Origin of the sequence: Streptomyces drozdowiczii, from assembly GCF_026167665.1 — a bacterium.
GTDB lineage: Bacteria > Actinomycetota > Actinomycetes > Streptomycetales > Streptomycetaceae > Streptomyces > Streptomyces drozdowiczii_A.
In genome coordinates, this window is sequence record NZ_CP098740.1 from 94,771 (window position 1) to 121,226 (window position 26,456).

Below are 26,456 nucleotides of genomic sequence, written 5' to 3' on the forward strand. Positions count from 1 at the left end.
CCCACCAGTCGCAACCGGTGGAGCTTCAGATTTGAAATTGCAAACCGTCTGCAACGACCCCTGTGATCGTCGCAGACTTCGGGCTCAGCGCAGGTGCGCGGGGAACACGCCCTCAGCCCGAGAGGCTGGCGCTAGCAGTCGATCAAGGATCGTGCGACTTGATTGCCTGCTTCCGTATTGGCGATCCAGGCACGACTGCCCAGCTTAGGCTCCCAGGAAAGACGCTCAAGGTCATTGATTACCAACTGGACAACTTCGCGCACCTCCCCCTCCACGGCGAAAACCCCTCTGCGGCAAGTTCGCCAATCTGGATCAGATCATCTTCGAGCAGGAAGTGCAGCAGCTCGGCGAAGAACTCCTTCCATGAGCGGCCCTTCGCCTCTTCCCTTGCTGCCCAGATGAGCTGATCGATTGGGACCCAATCGTCCATCCCTTCCATCAGCACGTCAGCGAAAACATTTCTGTCGATCATGGCAAGTGAACCTTCATTGGCTTTCCACCACTACCTGGCTGGATATCTACTGTCGCTCCACCAGAAGCAGACGCCGTTCTCCACTGGATCACGGTGCCATCTTCGAGTCGATACACGTCCGGGATTTTGGGGCCTCGCGCTGGGAGTTGTTCAGCGCCAGCAGTCCAGCGCTCGAAGGCGTCACGCATCGTCTGCTCATCAGGCATCTCCCGCACGTGCCCCTGCCTCCCCTTCGGCAGGTTGTCGAACTCGGACTGCCATACGCCACACGATCCGTTGCTGTTGTGTACGAGTACCGGCGTGCTCCCCGCCAGCACATAGTACGCATGGATGTCCTGAATGGTGAGATCGTGGGTTCTCTGACGCTCGACATAGTGACGGAGAGCAACTATTCGAACACGGTCCCCTTGGCTCGTCTTCAGCCACTGACCGACAACCAGATCGCCCGCCTCGACCCACTCATCAGCATTTGGCACCCAGAACGGATGCGTGTCGGTTGCGATGACGCTCGACAACTTCCCACCATCGGCGATGGTGACGTCCGTGAAGTATTTGTCGTCATCAGTGGTGATCGTGTCGATCACCTTTCTGTCGACGCTTACCCCGGTGCCCACATCCGTGGTTCGGACGACGTCCCCGACTTCTACGTCTTCGATGGCCTTCTGCGTTCCGTCGGCGAGCAGCACTCCCGTGCCGGGCGCGAAACTGTGACACTCACCAAGCTTCGGCTTAGCTTTCGCCTTAGGCTTAGGCTTAGGACCTGCGACCGCACCGCCTTCCTCCGGCTCACGCGAAGTGAGCATGGCGATGAGGAAGCTGGGCACTAGGTACATGTCGCTCGACGTGTCAAACCCCTGGCCGGCTACCCACTCGTCGTACGTATTTCCGTAATCGCACCCTGGCGCACCTGCGCCACCATGCCAACAGTCACCGTCTACGAGCCATCCGGCCAGCTCTGCCGTGCGCGGAACGTTTCCGACGACACCGTAAACCAGTTCTCCGAAGCCGTGGCAGACCCCCGAGAACCAGTTGTTGCCGCAGGGGCCGTTGCCTCCGCTGTCGTTGCCGCCAGTGTCGCTGTCACCGCTATCACTGCCAGTGCCCTTGGTACTGGGCTGACCGCAGGTGTAGTAGCAGCCGTTCTCTCCGGTGCCTCCGGGTGCCTTGCCGGCATCCTCGCGGTGCTGGCCAGGGCGTGGCTCGTTGTGGCCAGTGCCGTCGTCGAGCCAGAGGCCGGTGGGATCTGAGTATGTGGCGGGGTTGTTGTTGCTGTAGGTGTAGCCGTTCATCTGCTGGGGGTCGGTGAGGTCGAGGACCGGGTCGACTGAGATGAAACGGCCGAGGTCGGCGTCGTACTCGCGGGCGCCGAGGTGGGTGAGGCCGGTGGTTTTGGTGTCGTCGGTGCCGCCGACGAATCCCTTGGTGCCGGGCCAGGTTGTGGGTGTCGTGCCGCGTTCTCCGCCGAAGGGGAGGGTGCGGCGCTGGGTGATGGCGAGGCTGGATGCCTGGATGGACAGTTCGCCGGTGCCGTGCTGGTCGGCGACGGTGAAGGCGAAGGTGCCGTCGTCACTGCGGATGGCCATCTGGCCACCGCCGAGGTCGAAGTACCGGGTGGCCTTTGCCTTGGTAGCGCCTGCCGGGAGGGCGACTTCGGTGTTCCCCAGGTACAGGGTGGTCTCGGTCGGGGTCCGGCCTATGAGCCGGTTGCCGGAGGCGTCGTAGAGGTAGCTGGTGGTCTTGCCGCTCTTGGTGACGCTCGCCAAGTGGTCCTCGACGTCCCAGGTCAGCGACTGGCCCGGCCGGGTGATCGTGTTCCCGGAGGCGTCGTAGGTGTAGACGTCGGTGGTGGATCCTGCCCGGCTGGTGGTCGTCCGGGAGCTTAGGCTGTGGGCCTGGGCCGTGCCGGGCTTGGGGTAGGTGTAGGTGTCCTTGAGGTCCTTGGCGGTGTCACCCGTTACGTCGTGCCGGGTCTGGGTGGCACGGTTGCCGGACTTGTCGTAGGTGAAGGTCTGCCAGTACGGGGCTGGGCCTCCGACCTGTGACGCCGCGGGTGCGGTTGCGCAGGTTGTTGTGGGCTGGACCCAGGCTTCAGTGAGGCGGCCGAGGTAGTCGTAGGTGGAGCACTGGTTGTCCGTGCCGGTGCGGGACGTGTCCGAGATTGCGCGGACGTTGCCGACCTCGTCGTAGTGGTAGGTGGCGTAGCGGTCGACGCCGGGCTGGTCCTGGCGGTCGACGCGGGAGGTGGCGAGGCGCTGGGTGCCCCACTCGTAGGTGTTGGTGACCTGCGTGATCTTGCCGCTGTTGGTCAGGCTCATCTGGTACTGGAGCGGCTTGCCGGTGAGGCTGTAGCTGACGCTGGATGTCATGCCCTCGCCGTAGACCGTGGCAGGGCGGAGCGTTGCGTTGTCGTAGGTGTAGTTCGTGGATCCGCCCGGCAGGGAGCCGGCGGCGGAGTAGCTCACGCCTGCGGTGAGGCCGGAGGGCAGGAAGGTGGTGCCGGTCTGGTAGGTGCCCTGGAGGGCGCCCTCAGCGGCGGGGATGACGACTGCGGTCCGGATGGGACGGTAGAGCTTGTCGTAGGCGGTGACCTTGGAGGTGTATGCCTGGCCGTTCACGTACCGGGTGGATTCGGCGAGCTGCCCCTTGGCGCCTGAGACCGTGTCGTAGACCTGCTTGGTCCGCAGGGTTCCGGTGGCGGACTTCTCGCGTACCTCGGTCTGGCGGCCGAGGTCGTCGTAGAGGTACGCCAGTCCGGGGACGTCGGTGCGCGAGCCCTTGGTGAAGGTCACCTGGCCGCGGTCGTCGTAGGTGGTGGTTGCCGTGCCCTGGTCAGGGTCGGTTGTGGAGATCTTCCGGCCGAGCTGGTCGTACGTGTACGTCCAGTGGTTTCCGGCGGGGTCGGTGACCTTGTCCAGTTCGTTGCGCGGTGTGTAGTGGTACGTAGTGCTGTCGTAGGCGGCGTCAGCGGAACGGCTGTGCAGCTGCCGCAGCTCTACGGTGTTGCCGCGGGCGTCGCTCAACACCGTGGTGGCTGTGCCGCCAACCGGGGGGATGGTCGTGGTGCGGTCGCCACCGTAGATGGTCTTGGTGGTGTTGAGGATCTGGCCGCCGTCACCGTTGCCGGCCATCTGCTGCATCTGAACGGCGCGGTTCAGTCCGTCGTACGCAGTACGGGTCTGGGTCTCGACCGACAGTGCGTCGTCCGGCTTGAAGAGCTCGGTGCTGGGCGCGTCCGTGACGTAATAGGGCTCGAAGGTCTTGGTGACGAGGCCGCGTTCGTCGTAGAAGGTGTCCGCGAGGACGCCGCCGCCATCGGGCCCGGGGTCCTGGGTCTGGCGGCTTCGCAGGAATCCGTCGAACAGTTCGTAGGACGTGATCTGTCCGCCGGTGTTGTTCAGCGACTTGGTCGCGACCGCGACCGGCTTGTCCTCGTCGACCGTGTAGACGAACTCCTTGGTGGGCGTTTGCGTGTTGCGGCGGTCGGCGGCCCAGACCTTGGTCGTCCGGCCGAGCGCGTCGTAGGCATACTCGGCGACGTTGTTGTTCGTGTCGGTCTTCTTGGCGACCAGCCCTCGCACCGTGTCAAAGTCCGTGGTGGAGACCTGGGCCGTCGTTGCGTCGGATGCCTTGGCCGGTGGCGTGGTCACCTTCGCTTGGGTGGCGAAGCCGGTCGTGGGCGTGTAGGTGTTTGTGGTGGTGCGGCCGTCCGTGCGGGCGGTGCGGACAGGGGTGCCGTCGTCCGTGACCGTCACATCGGCGGTCAGGTCGGTGGTACTCAGCGGCCTGCCGTAGATGTCGAACTTGGCTCCGGCTTCGATGTACGTGGCCTTCGTGCCATCGTGGCTCTTCAGGGATGCGACCGCGGTCACGTTCCCCTTCGTGGGGGCGGCTCCGTAGGCGCCGTTGTCGTAGGCCGAGCGGACGTCGCTCAGCACATCCTTCGTTCGGTCGACCGGCGCGTCACATGCCTTGGCGACCGTCTCTGTGCGGACCGGCATGCTGAGAATTGCGCTGCTCGCATCCCCCGCGTAGGTGGTACGCGTGCATGTGTTGTCCGCGGAAGTGGTGTCGTCGCCGTAGTCGTCAGCTTCGATGATTCGACCGGCGATGGTGTCGTGCTTGGTCGCCGTTGCGGTGGTGCGCCACTTGTTGCCTGCGCCCGCGTCCAGTGACGTCCAGGTCTTGCTGCTGGCGGTTCCGGTGAAGTTGGAGGTGACGGTGCCCCAGTCCCGGACCTTCTTCCCGGTCTCGTGGTACCAGGGACGGCTGACAGTCTTGCCGAGAATCTTGCCGCCGGGCTTGTCGAAGGTCACCGTCTTGTAGCCGAAGCCGGGGACGGCTTCGTGGTCGGTGATGGGGTCGCCCTCGCCCTCGTCCAACGTGGCGGAGACGGACTTGGTACCTCCGGAGGCATCCTTGCGGTCGCCGTTCATGCCGCGCAGGAAGTAGCTATCCTGCTGCGTCTTCATCTCAGTGGCGCCACCCTGGCCTCCGGTCCTGACCCTGACGTGCTGGTAGCCACGCCACTGGGACCAGGTCTTCTCCTTCTCCTTGGTCAGGCCGTCGTCATCGTCGTAGTGCCAAGCGGCATCACCGAGGTAGTCGTACATGGTGACCTGGTCCGGCGACCCGCCGGTTCGGTCCGTCTTGGTCACGGAGTCGGTGACGTACTTGTTGAACCACTGCAGGTCCGCGTCGTCGGTGCTGTCCCCGCCGATGTACTGCGGGAAGCACCTCGTGGTGTTCGTCGCCGGAGTCGGCAGCTCGCTCCAGTTACATGCAGGGGCGGAGAAGTTCGCATCGATCTGCCCACCCGACTCGTCGGCAACGCTCGAGAGCCGGTCCTTGACGAACGGGGCGTAGCCGTCGCCGGTCTTGTCGAGCCGGTTCTCCAGCTGGGTGTAGTCGAAGGTGGTCTTGGGGAGCGTGATGGCCGGGGTCGCCGATTCGCCGGTGTGCTGGATGCTGTCCAGCAGGAGCTGGTAGTCGACGTCCGCGGTGCCCCAGTGGTGGTCGAACTTCCAGGAGTCGACCTTGTCGTAGGTGCCTGCGGTGTTGCGCACCTGGGTCGTGATGCCGGTGAGCCGCTTGCGGGTCCAGAAGGACGGGGAGAGCCGGCCGTTGTCGCAGCTGGTGCCGGCCTTGCAGTTGAGGTCCCAGGGGGTGTCGTACCAGTAGGCCGACTTGGAGTCGATCGTGTCGGACGCGCAGGTCACACCTGTCTGGGGCAGGCAGCGTTCCTTGTTGTCGAAGACGACCTGGGCCAGTGGCGGGGCGTAGTAGGCGCCCTGTCGCAGGCCGTAGTTGATCTTGTCGAGGTACCCGCCGCGGACGTACGACGTGTCGTCTTCGGCCTTGAGGTTGCGGCCGTAGGAGTTGGTCTCCTTGCCGTAGTGATAGGTGATGGCGTTGCCGTGGGTGTCGACAACGGTGTCGAGGTTCCATCGCCAGCCCTGTTGGCACCAGGATTCCGCGAACGTGGCGCCGTGGCACTTCTCGCCGGTGTCGTTCCCGTAGACCGGAACCGTCCAGGTCGAGTTCGTGTCCTCGTCGCCTTCCTTCCAGTCGCTGGGCCGGTTGAGGCCGAAGTAGTACTTCGTACCGTCCGGGGTGGTCACACGCCAGTACTCGCCATCGTTGTCACCGTTTTCGAGGGCGGTGTTGTAGCTGCGGGCGATCTTCGTGCCGTCGTCGTTCTTGAGCTTGAAGGTGTTGGTGCCGGTCTGGACGAGTTCGCCGCTCGCGCCGTTGAACGAGATGTAGGCGTTGTCGTACGCCCAGCACAGGTCACCGGGCTTACCGCCGTCGGCGTTCTTCACGCCGTCGTCGGCGCACGGCTTGTAGCGGCGCTCAATGGAACCGGGCCACAGGTCGAAGCCATCGCCGACCCAGGAGCCCTGGTTGTTCGTTCCCCCGGTACGCCCGTCGATGGCACCCGACGAGTAGGAGAGACCGACGCTCGGCTTCAGCCCGCCCGGTACCTCAGGGGTCTGGAAGTCGTAGGACCAGGTGAAGTCGCCGGTGTTGAGGCTGGTGGCCCAGGTGGAGGAAGGCGAGAGAGAGGTGGCCTTGTAGTCGCCCTTGTCCCCCTCCTCCGCCGCCGTGGCCGCGAGAACCGTCGGCGCTCCGGCCTGCAGTGACATGGCGCTGGCGGTCAGCGTCTGCTGGTCCGTGTTGTTGACTGCCGCGACCGGCTGCGACTTGCGGCACTTGTCCTGCTCGGGCGTCGTCAACGCACAGGACGGCAGTTTCACCAACTGCATGCGGGACGCGTAGGAGCCGCCGAAGGACTGGGCGAAGGAGGAGTAGTCGACGGAGACGTCAAGCGGAGCCTTGCCCTCGGCGGAGGAATCCGCGGCCTTCGGAGCGAGGGTGAACAGCAGGCCCTTCACTCCCACACGCTTGGCGTGCTGGGAATCGAATACGCGTGAGGTGACGCCGTTCAGCGCAAGAGCGTCGCTCGCCATGCTGCTCTTCGCCCTGCTCTTGCCGGTCGCACTGCTCGTGGCACGCGCGATCCCGATGGGCTGCCCCTTCGGCGAGGCGAACCGGCTCGCGCCCTTGGCGCCCGGGGCCGGAAGTGACGAGGTGACCTCGGTCGCCTTCGGCAGCGTGCTGTGCGGGGTGGCTGTCGGAACGCGCGATCCCTTGTGCTGCGCCCGCGGTTTCACCTTCGTGTCCTTGGTGCCCGCAACAGGCTTCTCCGACGCAGGCAGACCGGGCAGGCTCGACGCCGCAGCAGCGACGGGGGTTGCGACGCCCTGCAGGAGACTACCTATGAGAACCGTGGACAGGACGAGTGAGGTTCTGCGGAGCAATCTTGCTCCGGGGCTGGCTTTCATATGTGACGTGTCCATCACTGTCGGGCGCCCGACCACTCAGATGGGCCAGGCGCGGAAAACTTGGGTCGATATCGCGCAGAGGTGTCTGCGCATGTCGGGTGGGCGGACCACTGACAGGTCCGCCCACCCGACGCTGGTGGATCAGCCTTGGTTACCGCTAGGAACGTCGGTGGGGATGTCGAAGTACATTCCGGCCAGCTGCTGGACCTGGCTGTCGTCCAGCGCCCCCTGGAAGGCCCAGACGTCGTCGATGACGCCGGGGAAGTACTGCCCGAAGGCGCCCGCCGTCTTGGCGCGGCCGACCTGCAGGGTGCCGCCCGCCTTGAACGTCAGGACGTTGTCGGCCCAGGCGATCAGGTCCTGGCAGGAGGTGTCATCCGCGTCACCGTTGCCGTCGGCGTCGGTGCAGGCGGTCTCCTGCAGCACGCCGTTGACGTACAGGCGGGCCTCCTTGGCGAAGCCGTCGTAGACCAGGGCCAGGTGGTTCCAGTCTCGTGCGTCGTAGAACTCGGTGTTCGAGACGCTGTCGGTGTCGGCTTTGGCGGTGTCCTCGGTGCGGATGTCCGCGCTGTAGCTGCCCATCCCGTCCGCGTTCGCGGCATCCGGGGTGAAGTGCAGGTCGAAGGAGCTGGTGTAGGTGCCTGCGGCGGAGACCACGCTCGCGTTCTGGGTGGGCAGTGCCGCGGCCTGCGCCCATGCGGTGACGGTGAAGCTGGAGGACGTGTCCAGCGGCTGGCTGTTCGCGGTGGCGTAGTCGTCCACGCCGTCCAGCTGCAGGCCGTTGAAGTCGATCCAGCCCATGCCCTGCTGGGCCTGCCCCCCAGGGTCATCGTGTTGGCGTTGTCGGAGGAGTCCGGGGTGGTGGCCGGGCTTCCAGTGGACACGGTCTCGAAGTTCCAGCGGGCCTTGACCAGCGGGCGCTGCCGGAACATCTGCCCGACCTCCTCGGCGGAGACGGGCCTATCCATCACTCGGACGTCGTCGATGGTGCCGGGGAAGTAGGAGCCCATGGCTCCGCTGTAGTTCGACGCCCCGATGTACATCGACTGGTTCGCGTAGAACGCCCCCTCCAACGTCGTGGCGCCGACCTTGGCCCCGTTCACGTACAGAGTGAGGGTGTTGGCGACGACGTCGTGCACGCCGACCAGGTGCACCCACTCCCCCACCCGGGCGGTGGTGCCGTCGGGCTGCATCGCGCGGATGGGCTTGGCGTCGACGCTGTCGGACGAGTACTGGTTGAACACCCACCGGTCATATCCGGCCGAGTAGTACAGCTCGAATCCAGGAGCCACCTGGCCGGCCTGCGCGGTGATCACCGCGGCGCCGGTCGGCTTCTTGTCGAGCTTGGCCCAGGCCGAGACCGTGAAGCTGCGCTCGGTGTTGACGTGCGGGCCGCTGGTCTGGCCGATCTTCGCGTAGCCGTTGGTGCCGTTGAACTTGGCAGCCTTGCCCGCGATGCCCTCCACGCCGGTGGTGACCGTGCCGTTGTACTTGGCGGGCAGGACGCCGCCGTGTCCGCTCAGCTCGGTGGCATCGGCCGCGTCGTCCATGTCGAAGACGGCGATGGCGGGGCGGCCGGGGTCGCCCACGCTCTGCTTGGCCTTGAGCTTGTCGACCTCGTCCTGAGCGAGCGGCTTGTCGAAGATCTGCAGATCGTCGATGGTGCCCGGGAAGAGAGCGCTCGGCGTGCCGGTGAAGTTCTTACCACCCACCAGCAGGCCGCGCCGCGCGATCCACGGCGTGTCGTAGGGCACCGTCTCGGCCAGCACACCGTCCACGAACAGCTGCAACTCGTGGGTGGACGCTGAATTGGAGTAGGAGCCGACCAGATGCGTCCAAGTCCCGGCCTTCACCTTGCTGGTGTCACCCTGATCGGCGCGCGCCAGACCAGCGGAGGCGTCGTCGGACTTGTACTGGTTGAACGACCAGCCGTATGTGGTGGAGTAGTACAGCTCCATGCCGGGAGCATTGTTGCCCGGGATGAGGGCGACATCTGCGGTCGCGGTCGGGATCTTGTCGAGCTTCACCCACGCCGAGACCGCGAATCCCCTGCTCGTGTCGACGGGCGAGAGATCGGTGGAGGCGTAGGCGTCAGTGCCGTTGAACTTCACCGCCGTGCCATCGGCCCCGGTCACGCCCGGGATCGCGCCGCCGTGCAGGGCAAGCGCGCGCTCCGGGGTGGAACCCTTGGCCTCGCTCGCTCCCGCCGCCTCGTCCAGCTGCCAGGTGGCCCGGGCCGGCTGGCCCGCCTTCACCCGGAACTGGTAGGTCCGGATCTCGCTGCCGTTGCCGGCAGAGTCGAAGGCCTGCGCGGTCACGAAGTTGACGCCCGGCTTGGAGGGGAGCACCTTCGCGATCTCGGCGGCCCCGCCCGAGGTCGTGATCTTGTTCTTCGAGGACGGGTTGGTGTTGATGCCGTACCAGTACGACGTCACGTCCGTACTGGCAGAGTCGATCGTGAATGACCCGTATTGCCCCACGCCGTCATACCAGGGGTCGTCCGGGTCCTTCGGATCGGACTGCGGGTACTGGCCCGATGACACGGCCGGAGCCTTGGGCACCGACGTGTCATATACGAAGTAGCAGGCCTCCGCATCACCGGCGTACGACCACGGTGAATACTGCCCGCCGTCATAGACGCGGGCGTACCAGTTGACCGACTTGGTCGGAATCGACGAAGGCAGGCTGATCGTGAAGTCGGAACCTGACTTCTTGGCACTGGTCCTGGCCGGGCTCCACGTGCCCCCATCCCAGTGCGCCTGGAACTGCACCGAGACGCTGTCGCCGTCTGGGTCCGTCACGTTGTTCGCGGTGAGTCTGCCGAGGGTTCGCACCCGCGCGGGCTTCGAGGCGGGCTGGCAGGTGCCGCCGTACTCCATCGTCAGCTGAGAGGACTTCAGCTGGGAGGGCGGACGGTTGTACTTCACCCGCAGAAAGGCCTTGTCAGAGAACCGCTTCCACCCATAGCCGTCACTCTCGCTGCCCGCCCGCAGACCGAACGTCATCGTGGAGTCGTGTGCGTTCGCCGCCGACTGGACGGCCGACTTCACACTGAACTCGGCGTCCTTGGCCGAGCAGCCGCTGTAGCCGTACGCGAATGAGTCCGAGGCCAGCTGCTTGACCCAGAACCCCGACGCGTTCTGCGAGTTCCACGTCGTCGACGTGGAAATGTCCTTCGTCTCCCACAGCTCCACCGAACGCGCCGAGCAGGACGCGGACCAGGTGTTGTGCACGACGAACTCGGCCGACAGGATCGACTTGCCCGCGAACGTGGACACCGGGATGCGGTAGAAGAGGCGCTTGGTGTCATTGGGCTGGCAGTACGACCAGTTGCAGTAGCCCATGCCGGAGTCCGAGTCGCCGTTGAACTTCCACTGCGGCGACGACGCCCAGTACTTCGACGCCATCGTCCACGCCGACGCACGCGGCGAGGACCACTGCGGGTCGATGAACACGGGGTAGGTGGTGTCCGCCCCCTTGAGTACCCCGGTGTCCGGAGTCAGCACCAGCTCGTCGTCGGAGGTGACCTCCACACCAACGGGTGCCAGCTGCCCCGACTCGGCCGCTGCCGGCTCCCCCTCACTCGCGTCGCCTACCGTGGCGCTCAGCGACTTCGCGGCCGGTGCATCGCCCTTGCTGGAGTCCCACATCAACGGCTGCGGCGCCTCGAAAACCGTGCCGCCCGCGCCGTGGTCGACCGCCTGCAGGCCGCCCTGGTCGGTCTCCTTGACATCCAGGCCCTCGGTACCGAGCTTCAGCCGCAGCTCAGCCAGCTCCTCGCTCTGCGCTGCCTCGGCCGTCTTGACCACCAGAAGCTGCGAGAAGCCGTCCTCCTGCGCCGTCATCCGCAGATCCACGCCCGGCAGCACCGACGGATAGGTCGCCACCGCGCCGTCCAATACCGGAGCCGGCAGCGACGCCGGCCACGTCAGGCTCGCCGCACGGCCGGCTCGCTCCATGCGCACCAGAGGTGTCTTGGCACCGCCGCCGGAGAACGCCAGATTCACCGTGGTCGCGGCCGGGGCGACCGTACCGTCATCCTGTCGCGCCAGGGTGGTGTCGATGTGCTTCCAGCTCTTGCCCGACCGGGTCCAGACCGGACGCAGGTACTCGCGCGCCTCCAGATTCCCGTCCGCCGTCGCGAAGACCTCCCGTGCCTCACCGCGCTGGGCGAGCACCTCGACGGGCTTGCCCGACTTCTTCGCCTCTGCCAAGGCCTCGGACTCCGAAGCAGCTCCGGCCGACGCACCGCCGCCGTCGGCGGACGCCCCGTCGGACGCGGCCACCGCCGGAACGGCCACCGCCATCGACAGGCCCGGCAGCACCCCAGCCCCGAGCACGGCTACGAGCGCCGCCCCCAACCAGCGCTGCCGTCTGTGACGCCTTCTTTGCATGTTCTACCCGCCCCGCTCACAACGTGTGCCTTTGTTTGCAGCGTGAACTTAAGTCGTTCTTAAGTGAACTGACCAACTGTCACTGGCGGGGAAAAATCTCCCCATATGCCTATTCGCCGGGAAGGTTCATCTGTGATCTTCATTGCATAATGAAAAGGTTGTAATCAACACGCGTGTTCTCGGTCACAAACAACCGTGCGGTCAGCGCAGCAAGAAGTGCGCATGGATGCCACGCATACGCAAAGAACGTCGGACCGCCCCAGCCCCGCGCCCTCGTTGCGGCTGACACGGGTTGACGTTTTCGTCGCGGGCGGGACCGTCGGCCTGGACATCGTTGACGGCCACACGAGCGTGGGCGCGGTCCCGCGCCTTGGCCCCCAGGACGCGAGCCGAAGCAGGCGCGCCAGCGCTGGAAGCGCGTTCGGCACTCCCGTTCCCCTACTAAGGCTTCGGTCCACGGAGGCCGAGTTCGTCCTGGATGCCACCCGTAGACAAATTCCTTCGGATCCACTGTCACGTTTCCATCCGGCGGCGTCCTTGTGCCTGGGGTGCCTGATTTCGCCGCCGGGCCGGACTGGCTGGCTGGCGGGCGGGCGGGGATGGTGTGGAGCAGCTGGTGGTGGGTGCTGGCCGGATTCTTGGGTGCCGGGTGCGTGTGGCGAGCGGTGCGGTGGTGATGGCCGCAGCGGGCGCTGGGCGTACGCGTTCGGTTGTCGAGTACGGACAGCCAGCTCTCCTACCGGCTGGAGGGCCCGGCGCAGGCGGCGGCGCTGCTTCAGCTCCAGAGGTTCGCGGACGTCGACGTCGTCGACCCCTATGCGCGCCACGACGTGCCCCGTATCCAGTTCGAGGGTGTGCCCCCGCTCCCCCGGCAGGACACCGACGAGGGGACGACCAGGTGAGCATCGGCTTCGAGAAGGAGCCGTGTGGCGGGGGCGACGAGGTGTTCGCGGGCGAGGAGGACGGTGGTGCCGTCGTGGTGCAGTTCGGCGTGGATGTCGCGTCCCAGGTGTCGGCCCAGTGTCTGCACCACCCAGCGGCGCAGCCCGGTGCGCGGGTTGTTGAAGACGATCTGCAGGTCTGCCAGGGGGCCGGGCGGGCGGTGCGAGGGCTGGGAGCGGCTTCGAGCGGTGTGCAGGATGGTGCGGGTGTCGTCGCGGGTGAGGCGGGGTGCGGTGCGGGGCAGGGGGCGCTCTGGGCGGGCGATGGCCAGGAACCATGCTGCGGGTTGTGCCTGCTGAGTGAAGACGGTCTCGCAGGTCTGGCCGAGGAGGCGTTCTGCTTCTTCATCGGCGCGTTCGGTGCGGGTGAAGCGGTCGCGGTAGGCGCGTTCTATCTGATGTTCGGCCATCCAACCGGTCTGGTCCTTGTCCCGGTAGGGGACGACGGCTGCTTGCTGGTCCTTGTCCTTGTCCGCGGTGCCGTAGACGTAGTGCGGGGCCATCGGGCTGGCGGGGACTCACAGACCAGGACGCTCTTTGTGCCGTCAGGAGAGGTCAAGGTGGTGAAAGTGGCGTCGGGCAGGTAGGGCTGGACGCGGTTGCGGATCCACTGGTGGTACTGCTGGGGGCTGACCTGGCCGGGGTCGATTCCGGTGAGGTGGCAGGTCTTGTCCTGCACCCCGAAGATGAGCAGCCCGCCACAGGTATTGGCCATAGCGGCGATGTCCTTGGTCAGTTCGTTCCAGCGGCCGTCCCGCGGCGGTTGCGGCAGCTGTTCCTTCCAGTCGAGGTCGTCCGATTCCTCCAGGGTGTCGGCGGCGGCCCGCTGGACCATGTCGAGTCCAGCGGGCCGAAGGCGGCACCGAGATGCTCGTGCAGCCGTGTCCAGGAGCGGGCCATAACCGGCAGCGTAGAGGCCGCCACCGACAGCGCCGGGCCCCGGCCCTGCTTCCCCTGCTTCCCCGCCGGAAAGGTGTGTCACCGCCGGTAGGACGCTGGCCAGCGAGGGGATTCCCTCTTCCATGTGTTGCGCCCAGGCGCGACTTCAGGTGGTGTCAGTGCCCTTCGGCATAGTGTCCCGCATGACGATCACCGAAATCGACGGCGTGAACTGGGCATCGATGAGCCACGCTTACGGTCCGGCAAGCGATGTTCCGGGCTGGCTGAGAGGGATGGTCTCGCCGGAATCCGGTGTGCGGGACGAGGCCTTCAGCGACTTCTACAGTGCGGCGCACCATCAGGGGGATGTCTATCCGTGCACGGCGGCCAGCCTGCCGTTCCTGTTCGAGATGGCCGACGCCCCGCGACCCCTGACCGGGGCTCGGTCATCGAGTTGCTGCTCAGCATCGGCCAAGAGTGCCTGGATAGGGATCCCGAAGCGGTGTACTTCATGCCGGACGGTACCGAGTCCAGAGCCCATATGGAGGCGTTGGCGGTGATAGGTGAGCGCGACGAGGTCTTCGTCCGCTGGGTGATGCACCCCGATGAGGAGGTGCGGCGGCCCGCGATCGAGGGCCTGGGCCTTTTCCTCACCGACGGTGCACGCGCCTTGGAGGTCCTGCGCAGTCTGCTTCCCGGGAACGGCATGGTGCAGCGGTTGCTCGTCGTGAGGGCGGTGGCTACGGTGGCGCTGCGGGATGCGGCCGTGCACAGTGCGGCCGCCGACTGGCCGGAGGATCTGGCCGGTGACACGGCACAAGTGCCCGAGGTGCGGCTCGCTGCTCTCGTGCACCGGGTCCGGTGCACTCCGGGGGAGCTCGGTGACGCTGTTGTGCCGGCGGCGGTCGGGCTGATCCGGGAGATCGCGCCGAAGGAGACCGGCGGGGAAGACGATGCGCCCTGTCGGGCCGAGACGGAGCCCGATGTTGCCGCGGGCACGGCGCTTTCATCGGGGGTGCCGCCGCAGGTCGCTGCGGCGTTCGAGGATCTGGAGTGCTACGGCCGGGTGCACGCGCCGACGAGTTCCCTGCTGGAGTCGTTTCACACGGTGTTGGACAATCGTGTGCTGGAGCGCACCGCGTTGCTCACCGAGCAGTTGTGCAGCGCGGACCCTGGGGTGCGTTACGACGCGATCAGCATGGCGAGGAAGCTGATCGGCCAGTGGCGTGGGGATTACACCGGCCTGGTGGTGCTGATCGCGGGGTGTCTCCTGCCCGAGGACCCGTATACCTCGGCTGCTGCGGCAGAGGTACTCGGAGTGCTCGTGCCGGTGAGCGAGCTGGCCCGGGAGGCCCTCGCCGCTTATGTCGAGGCGGCCCGTGCGAAACACGGGCCGGGCGTGTGGGCGGCTCGGGAGCGGCTGATTCGCCGCGCTCACCAGGAAGCCGTCAGGGCGCTGGCGTCTCTGGGGGATCTGCGGGCGCTGGACTGTGTGCTGGAGGCGCTGGACGGGGGCACCGACGCCTGGCGTGCCGTGCAGGTGGCCGGTCACCTGGGTGAGACTGCCGGTGATCTCACGCCGAGGCTGTCGAAACTCCTGGCGGAGGTGGACTTCTCGGATGCGTCGCAGTCGATGAGTGCCAATGCTCTGGTGTCCGCCCTGAGAGAGCTGGGTGACCCCGCGGCTGCAGCGGCACTGGCCAGCTCCGTGACCGTGGCCGTGCGTGAGGAGCAGTGGCATACGGCCGCCTCGGCCCTCAAGGCCCTCGCCTCCTTCGGCCCTGAGGCCGCCTTCGCCCTGGATGTGGTCCGCCCGCTGGCCGACGCGCAGGACGTCACCGTCCGGGCGGCCGCGACTGCGGCACTGTGGGAACTTGAGGGCGACGCGGCCGGCGTCGTGCCGAGGCTGGTTGAGCTTCTTGACACCCACGCGGCCGACGAGGCAGCCGCCGTCCTGGGGCGGATCGGGCCGGCTGCCGCACCGGCTCTGCCGCGTCTACGGAAGATGCTGACTGCGGGCTACGAGTGGACCCGGGTCTACGCCGCGGCCGCTCTCTGGGATATCGCCGGCGCCGCCGAGGCGTCCGTCGTCGTGGAGACGCTCCTGACAGCGTGGGCGGAGAACGACTCGACGTCCAACCACGTCCTGGCCTGCCTGAACCGCATGGGGCCGGCCGCCCGGCCGGCCCTCCCCCGGGTCCGGAAAGAGCTCACGCTCCTGCGCCGCAGCGGCCGCTTCCGCAGCATCCCCCACGACGAGGACCTGCTGACTGCCTGCCGCTCCGTCACGGCCCGCATCTGAGCAGACCCCCTGCGGGAAGTGTCGGAAGTGCCTCCGCCTGCGGACGGGCCCATTGCCCCGGCAGCCGAGCCGCGCACCCGGTCCGCCGGATGGGCGAAGGATCAGACGGGCACGAATCGTGCTCATCGGCTGGGCGTCAGGGACGGCATGAAAGAGATCAGCGAGCAGCACCTCAGCGAGCCCGGCCTGGTGGTGCTGGACATCACCGCGGCCGAGAAGGACACGCTCCGTCTGGTGGTGGCCCGGTTGGAGGAGCGCTGGGCGACCTCGGGCCCGGCCCCGGTGCGGCGGGTGCCGGGCCGGGCCGGTGTGACGGGCCGGGTGTACGCGGACATCCGCCGCTCCGGGGCCGGGGGTGAGGGGCGTCGGGTTACTTCGGCGGGCGGCGCCCTGTGAGGTCCTGCCACGCGTTGCGCGTGGTTGTCAGATCGGCGAGGGCTTCCTTGCGGCGGGGCCGGTGCGGTTGCGGTCGATCACGTCTGCCCGCGGCAGATGCACGAACGCGCTGGCTTCAACCTCCTGCGCAAGCGGGTCCTGCTTGCCTCCTGAGCGCACTGTCAGTGACCAGTGCCACGATCCCCGGACGATCGCGCGAGGAAAAACATGGGCACCTGGGACGCCGGCCCTGGCTTTGTTCGCGAGAACCGGTTCTGGCTCGCTTTCCCTTCTGTGGAGCTACGCCCAGCGGGTCTCCGTCTACCTCTTGGCAAGCCCCTGACCTGCCGGTTCCCGGGACGCTTCGGCCTCGGACATCGAGCCTCTACTCGTCACCACGGAAGTTGTGCCAGAGCCCGAGACTCGACAGCACCCCCAAGGAGGTGCCCGGGGCGGGCACCGAGCCCTGACGTACGTTCGAGCCCATGACGCGCACTTTGAGAAGATCCCGACTGGTGGCCCAGTGAGCGGCTGGTGGGCCTACTTGGAGGAACGGACCTGCCGAGAGGTCGATGCTGATGTGCTGCGCGACCGCCGACTGTCGGCGGTCAGGTCCGTCTGGGAGGCGCTGCGTCCGTTGGGGGTGGGCCTGCACGAAGCCGAGCGGGTGGTCCACGCGCGATACGAGGCTCTGGGCGACCGCGTACAACCCACCCCGCCCGATCCGCTGGACCTCCCCTCGCTCGCAGCCCGCGCCGCGGCTCTCCCAGGCCGCGTGGCGGCAGTGGAGGCGCTCTGGGACGGCGATACGGTGCACGACTGGTTCGTGCTCCTGGTCGCGGTCCTGGACGCCCCCGTTGGGGAAGGCCACTTGGCGACCGTCTACCACCGATCTGACGGCCCTCCTCCTGGTGTTGCCGCGGCCGAGGCCGGCCGGGCGCTGGCCGGCCACCTTCGCGTGCCTTTCCACTTCGCGTCTCCGGACGACCCGGATGACGACGCCCCGCGCTGGAGGACGATCCAACGGCTGGCGGAGGGGCTGTGACTGGGGGCATTACGCCGGGGCGTGCGCCACGGTCGGGAAAGGGCCTGGCCGGACGGCCTGGCCCGTGCTCCTCCTGGCGCTACATCAAGTCGTGCCGGTCATCGCCGTAGCTGTCGTGGCCTGCGATCAGCATGCAGCTCCACTCCCCGCCCTTGGGGCTCTCTCCTCCTTGTCGCACATGGGAGCGGTGAACAGGGCGGCCTCGTCCCGGCAGACGTCCAGGTCCAGCCAGAACGCCCACCACAGGATCTCTTTGTCCCACGGCGGAATTCCTGGACCGTCAGGCGCTGGACGTGGTGCTGGTTGCCGGGCCGTGCATCGTGGCCGGCGGGCAGTTGGCACCTCAGATCAGATCCTGGTGTCCCAGCTGAAGATCCCGTCGGTGAACGGCAGGTTCTGAAGCTTGATGGTGTCGGCGTCGCTCAGCCGGCCGGATACTCCGCAGGGCGCGTACCCGGGCGCGTAGATCTCGCCCTCGGCGCTGGTGGCCAGGCGATCGGCTCGCTGCTGCGCTCGGTCCCCCGCCTCTCCCAGATCACGACGGCGTACCGCGGGTTGCCGTCCTTGTCGGTGAGCTGCCGGTCCTCCTGGTCGTCCAGCCAGTTCTCCAGGATCCTCACGGCCGTCTCGTCTAAGAACTCCTAACGGAATGATCTTTGAGGTGGTTGGATCACTTCGGGGCGGTCGATCTGGGGGTGTGGGGTGGCTCGGCGGAAGCCGTGGGACGTCGATGACGAGCTGTGGGCGGTGATCGAGCCGCTGCTGCCGAAGATCGAACGTCGCACTCGTCATCCCGGGCGGAAACGTCATCCGGACCGGCTGGTGTTTCAGGGCATCCTGTTCGTGCTGCATACCGGGATCGCCTGGGAACACCTGCCGCAGGAACTCGGCTTCGGTTCGGGCATGACGTGCTGGCGACGCTTGGCCGAGTGGACCGAAGCCGGCGTGTGGCCCCGGCTCCACGAAGCGCTCTTGGCCAAGCTCCGCAGCGCGGACGCCCTGGACCTCTCCCGGGCGGCGGTCGACGGCTCCCACATCCGGGCGCTAAAAGGGGCACCAAGACGGGACGAAGCCCCGTTGACCGGGGCAGGACGGGCAGTAAGAACTCCTAACGGAATGACTCTTTGGAGTCGGTTGCCCAACGCAAGTTGCTGTCAGGGAGCATGGGGCGATGGACGTTGAGCGGCCGCTGCCGCGCGAGGTGAAGGTCATCGATTCGGCCTCGTTGTTCCGGCTGGAGGAGCGGGCGGAAGGCCTCGGCCTGAGCCAGCGGTTGGATCCAACGTGGGCGCGGGCGAATGTGGCGCCCGGCGGCACCCACTGCCTGTGGCCGGCCTTGTGGCACACCCTGTCCCACCGCTCTGACGTTCCCGATCACGTGCGGTGGGAATTGCTGATGGCTCTGTGTACGGGAGACTGCGTGGTGAGCTGGTTGGACGTGGTCTCCGACGACTTCGTCCCGCTGCCGAAGGTGACTTCACGCGAAGAGGGAATGCAGGTCAGACAGCTCCTTAACCAGGCTCCCTCGGTCCGGGAATGGCTATTGCGAGAGGGCGAGGGATCGGGGCGGCTGTGACAGGCGTCGCCAGCAGATGAGTGCGCATCCCAGGGTGAGGAAGGCTTCGTGGATGTCGTCGCGGATCTCCCAGCGGATCCGCAGGCGACGGAACCAGTGCAGGTGGGCGGAGGCGCGCTCGAGAACCGAGCGTTGATTGCCGAGTCCGGAGCCGTGTTCGGTTCCGCGTCGCGCGATCAGTGGCTTCACGCCGAGCGCGCGGACGAGGCGGCGGTACTTGTCGTGGTCGTAGCCGCGGTCACCGAGCACGACGTCCGGGCGGCGCCGGGGTCGGCCGCGCCTGCCCCGCACGGGCGGCACTGCCTGGAGCAGCGGGATGAGCTGGGTGACGTCGTTGCGGTTGCCACCAGTCAGGGTGACCGCGAGCGGGATGCCGGTGGCGTCCGTGATCAGGTGGTGCTTAGAACTCCTAACGAAATGAGTGGTGAGGGCCGGTAGGCTCGGTGCCCATGAGTCAGAGCGGTTCGCAAGCGGCAGCATTCTTCCGAGATGTCCGCCAGAGCCGAGTGGTCTGGCTTGTCCAGAATGACGACGGAAGCCCGACCCACCTCTCCGCGGACGGCACGCGAAGTCTTCCGTTCTGGTCGACTGCGGCCCGCGCTCAACGCGCAGCGCGGATCTGGGGAAACGGGCTACGGGTTGAATCCATGCCGTTGGACGCCTGGTGTGAGCACGTTCTGCCCGACGCCGCACGGGACGGACTCGTGATCGGCATTAACTGGAGCGGGCCGCGCCTGGTCGGTTGGAGTTTCACCGCCATGGAGATTGACAACCGACTGGCGGCGGCTGGCTGACTCACGGCATCGCTTGGCAGAGCGCGCAACCGCCGCCAGCAGATGAGAGCGCATCCGAGGGTGAGGAAGGCTTCGTGGATGTCGTCGCGAATCTCCCAGCGGATCCGCAGGCGACGAAACCAGTGCAGGTGGGCGAAGGCTCGCTCGACGACCCAGCGTTGGGTGCCAAGGCCGGATCGGTGCTCGGTCCCGCGGCGGGCGATCAGCGGTTTCACACCAAGATCCCACACCAGGGACGGTACTTGTCGTGGTCGTAGCCGCAGTCGCCGAGCACCACGTTGGGGCGGCGCCTGGGCCGGCCGCGCTTGCCCCGCACCGGCGGCACGGCTTGTAGGAGCGGGATGAGCTGAGTGATGTCGTTGCGGTTGCCGCCGGTCAAGGTGGCAGCGAGCGATATGCCGGTTGCGTCGGTGATCAGATGATGTTTGCTGCCGGTTCTGCCTCTGTCGACAGGGCTTGGTCCGGTTTTGGAGCCCCTTTAACGCCCGGGTGTGGGAGCCGTCCACCGCCGCCCGGGAGAAGTCCAGGGCATTCGCGCTGCGGAGCTTGGCGAGGAGGACCTCGTGCAGCCGGGGCCACACGCCGGCCTCGGTCCACTCAGCCAGGCGGCGCCAGCACGTCATGCCGGATCCGGACCCGAGTTCCTGCGGCAAGTGCTCCCAGGTGATCCCGGTGTGCAGGACGAACAGGATGCCCTGGAACACCAGCCGGTCCGGATGCCGCTTCCGTCCCGGATGATGGGTCCTTCGCTCGACCCTGGGCAGCAGCGGCTCGAAACCGCCCACAGCTCGTCCTCGACTTCGCATGGCTTCGGACGCGCCACCTCACACCCCCGGATCATTGGTTCCGGAGCGATCCAACCACCAAGAAGATCATTTTGTTAGGAGTGCTAAGGGCGACCAGGATGCGGCCACCTGGATATCCTCGCGCAGCGCCTACCGCTGCGCCTGCGTGCGCGCCTGGGTGCAGGTGAAGTACTCCTACGGCCTCTCGGTCGGCTCGGCGGAGAAGTCTGCCCCGCTGGGCTACCTCGCGAGCTGCTGACGCCGGCTGTCCGCCGTCCGTTCGGCCCCGGCCCTCCCACCAGCCTTCGTCGCCCCGTACCGTACGGGGCGACGAAGGAGAGGATCATCATGGCGGGACTGCGCCTGGGGCCACTGCTGAGGTACACCGACGGTTCGTGCGCGACGGTCTGGGTCGAGACGAGTGGCCCCTGCTCAGCCGAGGTGCGCTGCGCCGACGGTGCTCGGGGCACGGCCGGCACCTTCCTCGTGGGCGGCCACCACTACGCCCTGGTCCCGGTGGAAGGTCTGACCCCCGGCACGTCGACGCCGTACGAGGTACTCCTCGACGGTGCGAGCGTGTGGCCGCCGCCCGACTCGCCCTTCCCGCCCTCGGTGATCGCCACGCCCACCGACGACGACGGGCTGCACGTCGCCTTCGGCTCCTGCCGCTGGGCCGCGCCTCCGGCCGGCGGCAAGGACCCGGTGGGCCCGGACGCCCTGGACACCCTCGCCGCCCGGATGGCGGCCGACCCCGAGGGCGACCGCCCCGACGTCCTGCTGCTGCTCGGCGACCAGGTGTACGCCGACGAGGTGTCCGAAGCCACCCGCCGCTGGATCGGCGACCGCCGCGACCTGGACGAACCGCCCGGCGACCAGGTCGCCGACTACGAGGAGTACACCCGCCTCTACTTCGAGTCCTGGCTCGACCCGGAGGTGCGCTGGCTGCTGTCCACCGTGCCGAGCTGCATGATCTTCGACGACCACGACGTCATCGACGACTGGAACACCTCCGCCGCCTGGCTCACCGACATGCGCGCCACCGACTGGTGGCAGGAGCGGCTGCTGAGCGGGCTCATGTCCTACTGGGTGTACCAGCAGCTGGGCAACCTCTCTCCGGCCGAGCTGGCCGCCGACCCGCTGTACGCGGCCGTCCGCGAGGCATCCGACGGCACCGCCGACCTGCGCGCGTTCGCCACCCGGGCCGACGCCGATGCGGCCTCCGTCCGCTGGAGCTACCGGCGCGACTTCGGCCGCACCCGGCTGCTGATGGTGGACTCCCGCGCGGCCCGCGTCCTGGCGGAGGACCGCCGCTCGATGCTCGACCCGGAGGAGGCCGCCTGGGTGCGCGAGCAGATCCTGGACGAGCGGGGCTCGTACGACCACCTGCTGATAGGCACCTCCCTGCCCTGGCTGCTGCCCCACCTGGTGCACGACGTCGAAGCCTGGAACGCCGCGATGTGCGGCGGCGAGCGCGGCGAGCGCTGGGCCGAGCGCGGGGAACGGATCCGGCGCGGGGCCGACCTGGAGCACTGGGCCGCCTTCCCCTCCTCCTTCGAAGCGCTGGGCGACCTGATCGCCGAGGCCGGTACGGGACCGGAGGCGCCCGCGACGGTGAGCGTGCTGTCGGGCGACGTGCACCACGCCTACATCGCCGAGCCGTCCTGGCCGGGGCGTGCGCCCGACGCGCGGGTGGCCCAGCTGACCTGCTCGCCCGTCCACAACTCCGTGCCGCTCTCGATGCGCCTCGGCTTCCGCTTCGGCTGGAGCGCCCTGGCACGGGCCCTCGGCCGGCGCATCGCCCGGCACGGACGCTGCGCGCCGCCGGCGGTGAGCTGGCGCAGGACCGGGGGTCCCTGGTTCGGCAACCAGATCATGACGCTGACCTTCCGGGGCCGGTCGGCGCGGCTGCGCCTGGAACAGGCCCGGGCGGATCGTGCCGGGACGAGCGCCCTGCGGACGATCACGGACCGGAAGCTCGCGTAGCGCAGGCCTGGAGTGGGCGGTCCCGGCGCCGACCGCCGGGGCCGCCTCGTAATGGCTCGCGCCGTCGGCGGATCCGGAGCCGACGGTCCGATGCGCGCCCACGCGCTCGGGCCGATACCCGGCCTGACCGGGCGGTGGGCTGCGGCGTGGCCGCCGTCGTGGTTACGGGCCCTGCGTGAACTCGGTGGCGTGGTCGGCTGCCCACTGACGCAAGGTTCGTGGCTGCCTCCCGAGGATGTCGGCCACCGCCGTGGTGATGTACGCGGGCTGCCCGACCGCCGCGCTCCACGCGGCGAGCAGCATGTCGACGGCCGAGTCGGGCACCGTACCCGCGCAAAGGCGTCGGAACTCGTCCGGTGTCATCTCCTCGAATGCGATCCGGCGGCCCAGGGCGTCACCGATGACGTCCAGCTGCGTGGCCTGGGTCAGCGATTCGGGGCCCGTGAGCACGTAGTCGCCTCCGACGTATGCGTCCTGATAGAGCGTTCGCGCTGCGACGGCTGCGATGTCGCGGTCGTCGACCGGTGCCGACTCAGCGGCGCCGTACGGCCACCGGACGGCCTGGCCGGCCCGGATTGCGGGGGCCCACCAGGCCAGCGCGTTCGAAGCGAACATCCCCGGCCGGAGGATCGTCGACTCCAGTCCGGTGGCCGCGATGTGCCGCTCGATGTCGGCGTGCAGCACCGCCATGGGGTTGGGCTGCTGGAAGAAGGGGTGCGGAGTCCGGTGCGGGGAGGAGAGGAAGACGATCCGCCGTACGTGGGCTGCCAGCCGCTCGATGACCGCCTCTGCAGTCCGGGGCGGTGCGGTCCAGACGAGGAGGACCGCACCGGCGCCCTTCAACGCGGGATCGAGCGACTCGGGCACGGTGAGGTCACCGATGTGGACCTCGACGTTCGCCGGCAGCGTCGCCGCCGCCTCAGGGCGGCGGATGAGGGCACGGACCGGCACGCCCGCGTCTAGGAGCTCATTGACCACGACGCGGCCTACCCGGCCCGTCGCGCCGGTGACGAGTACGGGAGGAATGTCTGTCTGATTCATGCCGCCCATGAAAGCGTTACCCAGTTACAAAAGCAACTTGGTAACAAGTGTTACGGTGGTCACATGAGCGAGTCGACGGGGCTGCGGGCCCGCAAGAAGGAGCGGACGCGTGACGCCATCGGCGATGCCGCCGTCTCGCTGTTCCTGGAGCGTGGCTTCGACAGCGTCTCGGTCAACGACATCGCCGCGGCGGCCGAGATCTCCAAGCCGACCCTCTTCCGGTACTTCCCCACGAAGGAAGACCTGGTGCTGCACCGGTTCGCGGACCACCAAGGCGAGGCTGCCCGCGTCGTGCGCGACCGCGGCCCCGGCACCGAGCCGGTGACGGCGCTGCACCTGCACTTCCTGGCCGCCCTCGATCGGCACGACCCCGTCACCGGCCTGAGCGATCACCCCGAGGTGGTGGCGTTCCATCGGCTGGTCTTCACCACGCCGAGCCTGGCGGGACGGCTCACGCGGTACCAGCTCGAGGACGAAGAGGCGCTGGCGGACGCCCTCGGCGAAGGCATCCGGGCACGGCTGCTGGCCGCCCAGATACTCGCGGTCCAACGGGTACTCGCCCGGGCCAACTGGAAGAAGATCGCCGACGGCCGGTCCGCCCGCGACGTCCACCCCGAGGCCGTGGCCGATGCCGACCATGCCTTCGGCCAACTGCCCTGACCGGCCGTGCTCCCGGTCGGAGACGCTGAAGCAGGGATTGGCGATCCCTGGATAATTGCGGCCTTCATCCGGGCCCCGGGGCGCGCGATCGTTGAGAACAGCGGCGGACCGGCCGGTTCGCCCGCCTCGAACCGAATGGAGCCACCATGCCCCGCATCGCCCTGATCACCGGCGCCAACCGGGGCCTCGGCCGCAGCACCGCCCTGCACCTCGCCGAGGCCGGCACCGACCTGATCCTCACCTACCGCTCGCACGCCGACGAGGCCGAGGCCGTCGTCGAGGAGGCCAGGAAGCTGGGCCGTACGGCGATCGCCCTGCGACTGGACACCGGGGACATCGCCGAGTTCCCCGCGTTCACCGCGCAGGTGCGTCAGACGCTGGCCCGGGAGTGGGGCCGCGACGACCTCGACATTCTCGTCAACAACGCCGGCCACGGCGTCCACGCGCCGTTCGAGGAGACCACCGAGGAGCAGTTCGACGGGCTGATGGACGTCCACGTCAAGGGCGTCTTCTTCCTCACCCAGGCCCTGCTGCCCCTGATCAAGGACGGTGGCCGCATCCTCAACGTCTCCACCGGTCTGACCCGCTTCATCGCCGCGCCGACCGCCGCGTACGCCGCGGCCAAGGGTGCCGTGGAGATCCTCACCCGTTACCTCGCCAAGGAACTGGGGCCGCGCGGCATCGCGGTCAACGCCCTCGCACCGGGCGCCACCGGCACCGACTTCGGGGGCGGCGGGGTCCGCGACGACGAGGGCATGCGCTCCATGCTGAGCGGTGTCACCGCGATGGGACGCCCCGGTGAGCCCGACGACATCGGCGCCGCCGCTGCCGCGCTGCTCGCAGAGGGCACCACCTGGATCACCGGGCAGCGCATCGAGGCGTCGGGCGGCATGCTGCTCTGAAGCACGCGGCCCGCCCGGGCCCGTACACCTCCACCACCACGCCCCGGATGTCAGCCACCGGGGCCACGAGGGAGACTGGAACCGTGGATCGAGCTCAACTCGCGGACTTCCTGCGCACCCGGCGCGAAGCCCTGCAACCGGAGGACGTGGGACTGCCTCGCGGGCCGCGCCGCCGTACCCGGGGTCTGCGCCGGGAGGAGGCGGCGACGCTGAGCGGGATGTCCACCGACTACTACAGCCGGCTGGAGCAGCAGCGCGGGCCGCAGCCCTCGGAGCCGATGCTCGCCGCCATGGCCCGCGGTCTGCGCCTCTCCCTCGCGGAGCGCGACCATCTGTTCCGTATCGCCGGGCACAACACCCCCTCCCGGCCGGGCAACCTCCGCTCGGACCACATCACGCCCGGTCTGATGCGCATCCTCGGGCGGCTGGACGACACCCCGGCGCAGGTCGTCAGCGATGTGGCGGAGACCCTCGCCCAGACACCGGCGGCCATCGCGCTGCTCGGCGACCAGACGCGATTCACCGGGCCTGAACGAAGCCTCACCTACCGGTGGTTCACCGATCCCCGCGCCCGGCTGCTGTATCCGGAGGAGGACCATCCGCTCCACAGCCGTTTCTTCACCTCCGGTCTGCGCGCCGCCTACTCGCGGCAGGGTGCGGGCGGTCGCGCGGAGCACCTGCGCGACCTCCTGCTGGAGCGCAGCCCGGAGTTCGCCGGCCTGTGGAGCGCACACGAGATCGACGTACCGCGTGTGGATCCCAAGTTGGTACGCCACCCCGAGCTGGGCGTTCTCACCCTTCAGTGCCAAGTCCTGCTGGACCCGGAGCAGAACCAGACGCTGCTGGTATACACCGCCACTCCGGGTTCGGCGGACGACGAGAAGCTGCGGCTGCTGCCGGTGCTGGGAGCGCGCGTGGCGGGCACCTGAGAGCACCGGCGGCCTCCGCCCGGGGCTCAGATGTCGCTGTCGATTCCGGTTACCGCGGGTGGGCCGAGGGGGGCGTCGGATTCTTCGATTCCTGCCTTTTTCAAGGCCGCGGTGAGAATCCTGCTGGCATTGAGTTCGGCCTCATAGCGGTCCGGCGCTTCTACTTCCAGACGGACGGAGAAGGTGCCGTCTTCGTTGAGCGTGAGCAGGTCCAATCCTTCGCTCTCGCTCACATCCGTGTGCTGCGAAGCCAGTGCACTCTCCAGGGTGGACTTCGTGGAGTCCGTGATGTCGACGCCGAAGGTGCCGGGAACGGTGATGACGAAACTGGTCATGTGACTACCGGTTCCTTTCCTCGAAGACGCGCCGCGCCACTGCTGCCTCGTCGTCCACCAGACCCACCGCGTCGGGCATTCCCAGCACGGCTCCGCACTTTTCGCACAGCTTCTCGTCGCCGGCGGGCGTACCGCACGCCTTGCAGAATCGTTGAGCCCGTTGGCCTTCTTCTGATGTCACGATGATTCCGTCCTTTGCTG

Annotated in this window: 18 protein-coding genes and 3 pseudogenes; 10 read left to right on the forward strand and 11 right to left on the reverse strand. The window is 67.8% G+C overall.

What is annotated here, in order from left to right:
* Positions 1-238: 238 nt before the first annotated feature.
* From NEH16_RS00470 to NEH16_RS33805, 5 genes and pseudogenes are all read right to left on the reverse strand, one after another.
* Complete coding sequence (locus NEH16_RS00470; protein ID WP_265538420.1) at positions 239-472, reverse strand: hypothetical protein; 234 nt, start codon at positions 470-472, stop codon at positions 239-241.
* Positions 469-7,314 (reverse strand): RHS repeat-associated core domain-containing protein, encoded by a 6,846-nt coding sequence (locus NEH16_RS00475; RefSeq protein ID WP_265538421.1) that lies wholly within the window; start codon positions 7,312-7,314, stop codon positions 469-471. The genes NEH16_RS00470 and NEH16_RS00475 overlap by 4 nt, the downstream gene beginning before the upstream one ends.
* A 141-nt stretch (positions 7,315-7,455) precedes the next feature.
* Positions 7,456-11,708: pseudogene (locus NEH16_RS00480) on the reverse strand (LamG-like jellyroll fold domain-containing protein).
* Between the two features lie 814 nt (positions 11,709-12,522).
* Positions 12,523-13,152 carry a hypothetical protein gene (locus NEH16_RS00485; protein WP_265538422.1) on the reverse strand — a complete coding sequence of 210 codons (630 nt, stop codon included), beginning with the start codon at positions 13,150-13,152 and terminating at the stop codon, positions 12,523-12,525.
* Positions 13,041-13,673, reverse strand: a complete 633-nt coding sequence (locus tag NEH16_RS33805) for an AlbA family DNA-binding domain-containing protein (protein ID WP_430523740.1) — start codon at positions 13,671-13,673, stop codon at positions 13,041-13,043. Before NEH16_RS33805 ends, NEH16_RS00485 begins: the two co-directional genes overlap by 112 nt.
* 309 nt (positions 13,674-13,982) lie before the next feature.
* On the opposite strand from NEH16_RS33805, the gene NEH16_RS00490 reads away from it, so the two are divergent.
* From NEH16_RS00490 to NEH16_RS00500, 3 genes are all read left to right on the forward strand, one after another.
* Positions 13,983-15,830: a HEAT repeat domain-containing protein gene (locus NEH16_RS00490; RefSeq protein WP_265538423.1), complete on the forward strand. Its 1,848-nt coding sequence runs from the start codon at positions 13,983-13,985 to the stop codon at positions 15,828-15,830.
* Between the two features lie 147 nt (positions 15,831-15,977).
* Entirely contained in the window at positions 15,978-16,226 is a 249-nt protein-coding gene (locus NEH16_RS00495) for a DUF6207 family protein (protein WP_265538424.1), read from the forward strand.
* Positions 16,227-16,728: 502 nt separating this feature from the next.
* Entirely contained in the window at positions 16,729-17,250 is a 522-nt protein-coding gene (locus NEH16_RS00500; protein ID WP_265538425.1) for a hypothetical protein, read from the forward strand.
* A gap of 422 nt (positions 17,251-17,672) precedes the next feature.
* Here NEH16_RS00500 and NEH16_RS00505 read toward each other — a convergent pair whose 3' ends face one another.
* Entirely contained in the window at positions 17,673-17,870 is a 198-nt protein-coding gene (locus NEH16_RS00505; RefSeq protein ID WP_265538426.1) for a hypothetical protein, read from the reverse strand.
* A gap of 82 nt (positions 17,871-17,952) precedes the next feature.
* On the opposite strand from NEH16_RS00505, the pseudogene NEH16_RS00510 reads away from it, so the two are divergent.
* Together NEH16_RS00510 and NEH16_RS00515 are read left to right on the forward strand one after the other, a co-directional pair.
* A pseudogene (locus tag NEH16_RS00510) lies at positions 17,953-18,356 on the forward strand (transposase); the annotation flags it as partial.
* Positions 18,357-18,421: 65 nt separating this feature from the next.
* Positions 18,422-18,826 carry a hypothetical protein gene (locus tag NEH16_RS00515; RefSeq protein ID WP_265538427.1) on the forward strand — a complete coding sequence of 135 codons (405 nt, stop codon included), beginning with the start codon at positions 18,422-18,424 and terminating at the stop codon, positions 18,824-18,826.
* Here the strand turns inward: NEH16_RS00515 and NEH16_RS00520 are convergent.
* Positions 18,791-19,306, reverse strand: a complete 516-nt coding sequence (locus NEH16_RS00520; RefSeq protein WP_374215688.1) for an IS5 family transposase — start codon at positions 19,304-19,306, stop codon at positions 18,791-18,793. The genes NEH16_RS00515 and NEH16_RS00520 overlap by 36 nt on opposite strands.
* On the opposite strand from NEH16_RS00520, the gene NEH16_RS00525 reads away from it, so the two are divergent.
* Positions 19,276-19,620: a DUF2750 domain-containing protein gene (locus NEH16_RS00525; RefSeq protein WP_265538428.1), complete on the forward strand. Its 345-nt coding sequence runs from the start codon at positions 19,276-19,278 to the stop codon at positions 19,618-19,620. The genes NEH16_RS00520 and NEH16_RS00525 overlap by 31 nt on opposite strands.
* Before the next feature lie 23 nt (positions 19,621-19,643).
* Here NEH16_RS00525 and NEH16_RS00530 read toward each other — a convergent pair.
* Positions 19,644-20,461: pseudogene (locus tag NEH16_RS00530) on the reverse strand (IS5 family transposase); the annotation flags it as partial.
* Positions 20,462-20,753: 292 nt separating this feature from the next.
* Here NEH16_RS00530 and NEH16_RS00535 point away from each other — a divergent pair.
* Positions 20,754-22,388, forward strand: coding sequence for an alkaline phosphatase D family protein (locus NEH16_RS00535; protein WP_265538429.1), 1,635 nt, complete (start codon positions 20,754-20,756; stop codon positions 22,386-22,388).
* Between the two features lie 162 nt (positions 22,389-22,550).
* On the opposite strand, the gene NEH16_RS00540 is transcribed toward NEH16_RS00535, so the two are convergent.
* Positions 22,551-23,429 carry an NAD(P)H-binding protein gene (locus NEH16_RS00540; protein ID WP_265538430.1) on the reverse strand — a complete coding sequence of 293 codons (879 nt, stop codon included), beginning with the start codon at positions 23,427-23,429 and terminating at the stop codon, positions 22,551-22,553.
* A 63-nt stretch (positions 23,430-23,492) separates the two neighbouring features.
* On the opposite strand from NEH16_RS00540, the gene NEH16_RS00545 reads away from it, so the two are divergent.
* The 3 genes from NEH16_RS00545 (at position 23,493) to NEH16_RS00555 (ending at position 25,920) form a co-directional block, all read left to right on the forward strand.
* Positions 23,493-24,089, forward strand: a complete 597-nt coding sequence (locus tag NEH16_RS00545) for a TetR/AcrR family transcriptional regulator (protein ID WP_265538431.1) — start codon at positions 23,493-23,495, stop codon at positions 24,087-24,089.
* Between the two features lie 146 nt (positions 24,090-24,235).
* Positions 24,236-24,991 (forward strand): SDR family NAD(P)-dependent oxidoreductase, encoded by a 756-nt coding sequence (locus tag NEH16_RS00550; RefSeq protein WP_073966894.1) that lies wholly within the window; start codon positions 24,236-24,238, stop codon positions 24,989-24,991.
* A gap of 83 nt (positions 24,992-25,074) precedes the next feature.
* Positions 25,075-25,920: a helix-turn-helix transcriptional regulator gene (locus NEH16_RS00555; protein WP_265538432.1), complete on the forward strand. Its 846-nt coding sequence runs from the start codon at positions 25,075-25,077 to the stop codon at positions 25,918-25,920.
* Positions 25,921-25,946: 26 nt separating this feature from the next.
* On the opposite strand, the gene NEH16_RS00560 is transcribed toward NEH16_RS00555, so the two are convergent.
* Both NEH16_RS00560 and NEH16_RS00565 read right to left on the reverse strand, forming a co-directional pair.
* Positions 25,947-26,255 (reverse strand): hypothetical protein, encoded by a 309-nt coding sequence (locus tag NEH16_RS00560; RefSeq protein ID WP_073966896.1) that lies wholly within the window; start codon positions 26,253-26,255, stop codon positions 25,947-25,949.
* 4 nt (positions 26,256-26,259) lie between these two features.
* Complete coding sequence (locus tag NEH16_RS00565; RefSeq protein ID WP_242442122.1) at positions 26,260-26,436, reverse strand: hypothetical protein; 177 nt, start codon at positions 26,434-26,436, stop codon at positions 26,260-26,262.
* Between the last annotated feature and the right edge of the window lie 20 nt (positions 26,437-26,456).

Bases quoted from the DNA above. Each gene is read 5' to 3' on its own strand.
- NEH16_RS00470 (WP_265538420.1), bottom strand. From the start codon at position 472: ATGATCGACAGAAATGTTTTCGCTGACGTGCTGATGGAAGGGATGGAC.
- NEH16_RS00475 (WP_265538421.1), bottom strand. From the start codon at position 7,314: ATGAAAGCCAGCCCCGGAGCAAGATTGCTCCGCAGAACCTCACTCGTC.
- NEH16_RS00485 (WP_265538422.1), bottom strand. From the start codon at position 13,152: ATGGCCCCGCACTACGTCTACGGCACCGCGGACAAGGACAAGGACCAG.
- NEH16_RS33805 (WP_430523740.1), bottom strand. From the start codon at position 13,673: ATGGAAGAGGGAATCCCCTCGCTGGCCAGCGTCCTACCGGCGGTGACA.
- NEH16_RS00495 (WP_265538424.1), top strand. From the start codon at position 15,978: ATGAAAGAGATCAGCGAGCAGCACCTCAGCGAGCCCGGCCTGGTGGTG.
- NEH16_RS00515 (WP_265538427.1), top strand. From the start codon at position 18,422: ATGGACGTTGAGCGGCCGCTGCCGCGCGAGGTGAAGGTCATCGATTCG.
- NEH16_RS00525 (WP_265538428.1), top strand. From the start codon at position 19,276: ATGAGTCAGAGCGGTTCGCAAGCGGCAGCATTCTTCCGAGATGTCCGC.
- NEH16_RS00520 (WP_374215688.1), bottom strand. From the start codon at position 19,306: ATGCTGCCGCTTGCGAACCGCTCTGACTCATGGGCACCGAGCCTACCG.
- NEH16_RS00535 (WP_265538429.1), top strand. From the start codon at position 20,754: ATGGCGGGACTGCGCCTGGGGCCACTGCTGAGGTACACCGACGGTTCG.
- NEH16_RS00540 (WP_265538430.1), bottom strand. From the start codon at position 23,429: ATGAATCAGACAGACATTCCTCCCGTACTCGTCACCGGCGCGACGGGC.
- NEH16_RS00545 (WP_265538431.1), top strand. From the start codon at position 23,493: ATGAGCGAGTCGACGGGGCTGCGGGCCCGCAAGAAGGAGCGGACGCGT.
- NEH16_RS00550 (WP_073966894.1), top strand. From the start codon at position 24,236: ATGCCCCGCATCGCCCTGATCACCGGCGCCAACCGGGGCCTCGGCCGC.
- NEH16_RS00560 (WP_073966896.1), bottom strand. From the start codon at position 26,255: ATGACCAGTTTCGTCATCACCGTTCCCGGCACCTTCGGCGTCGACATC.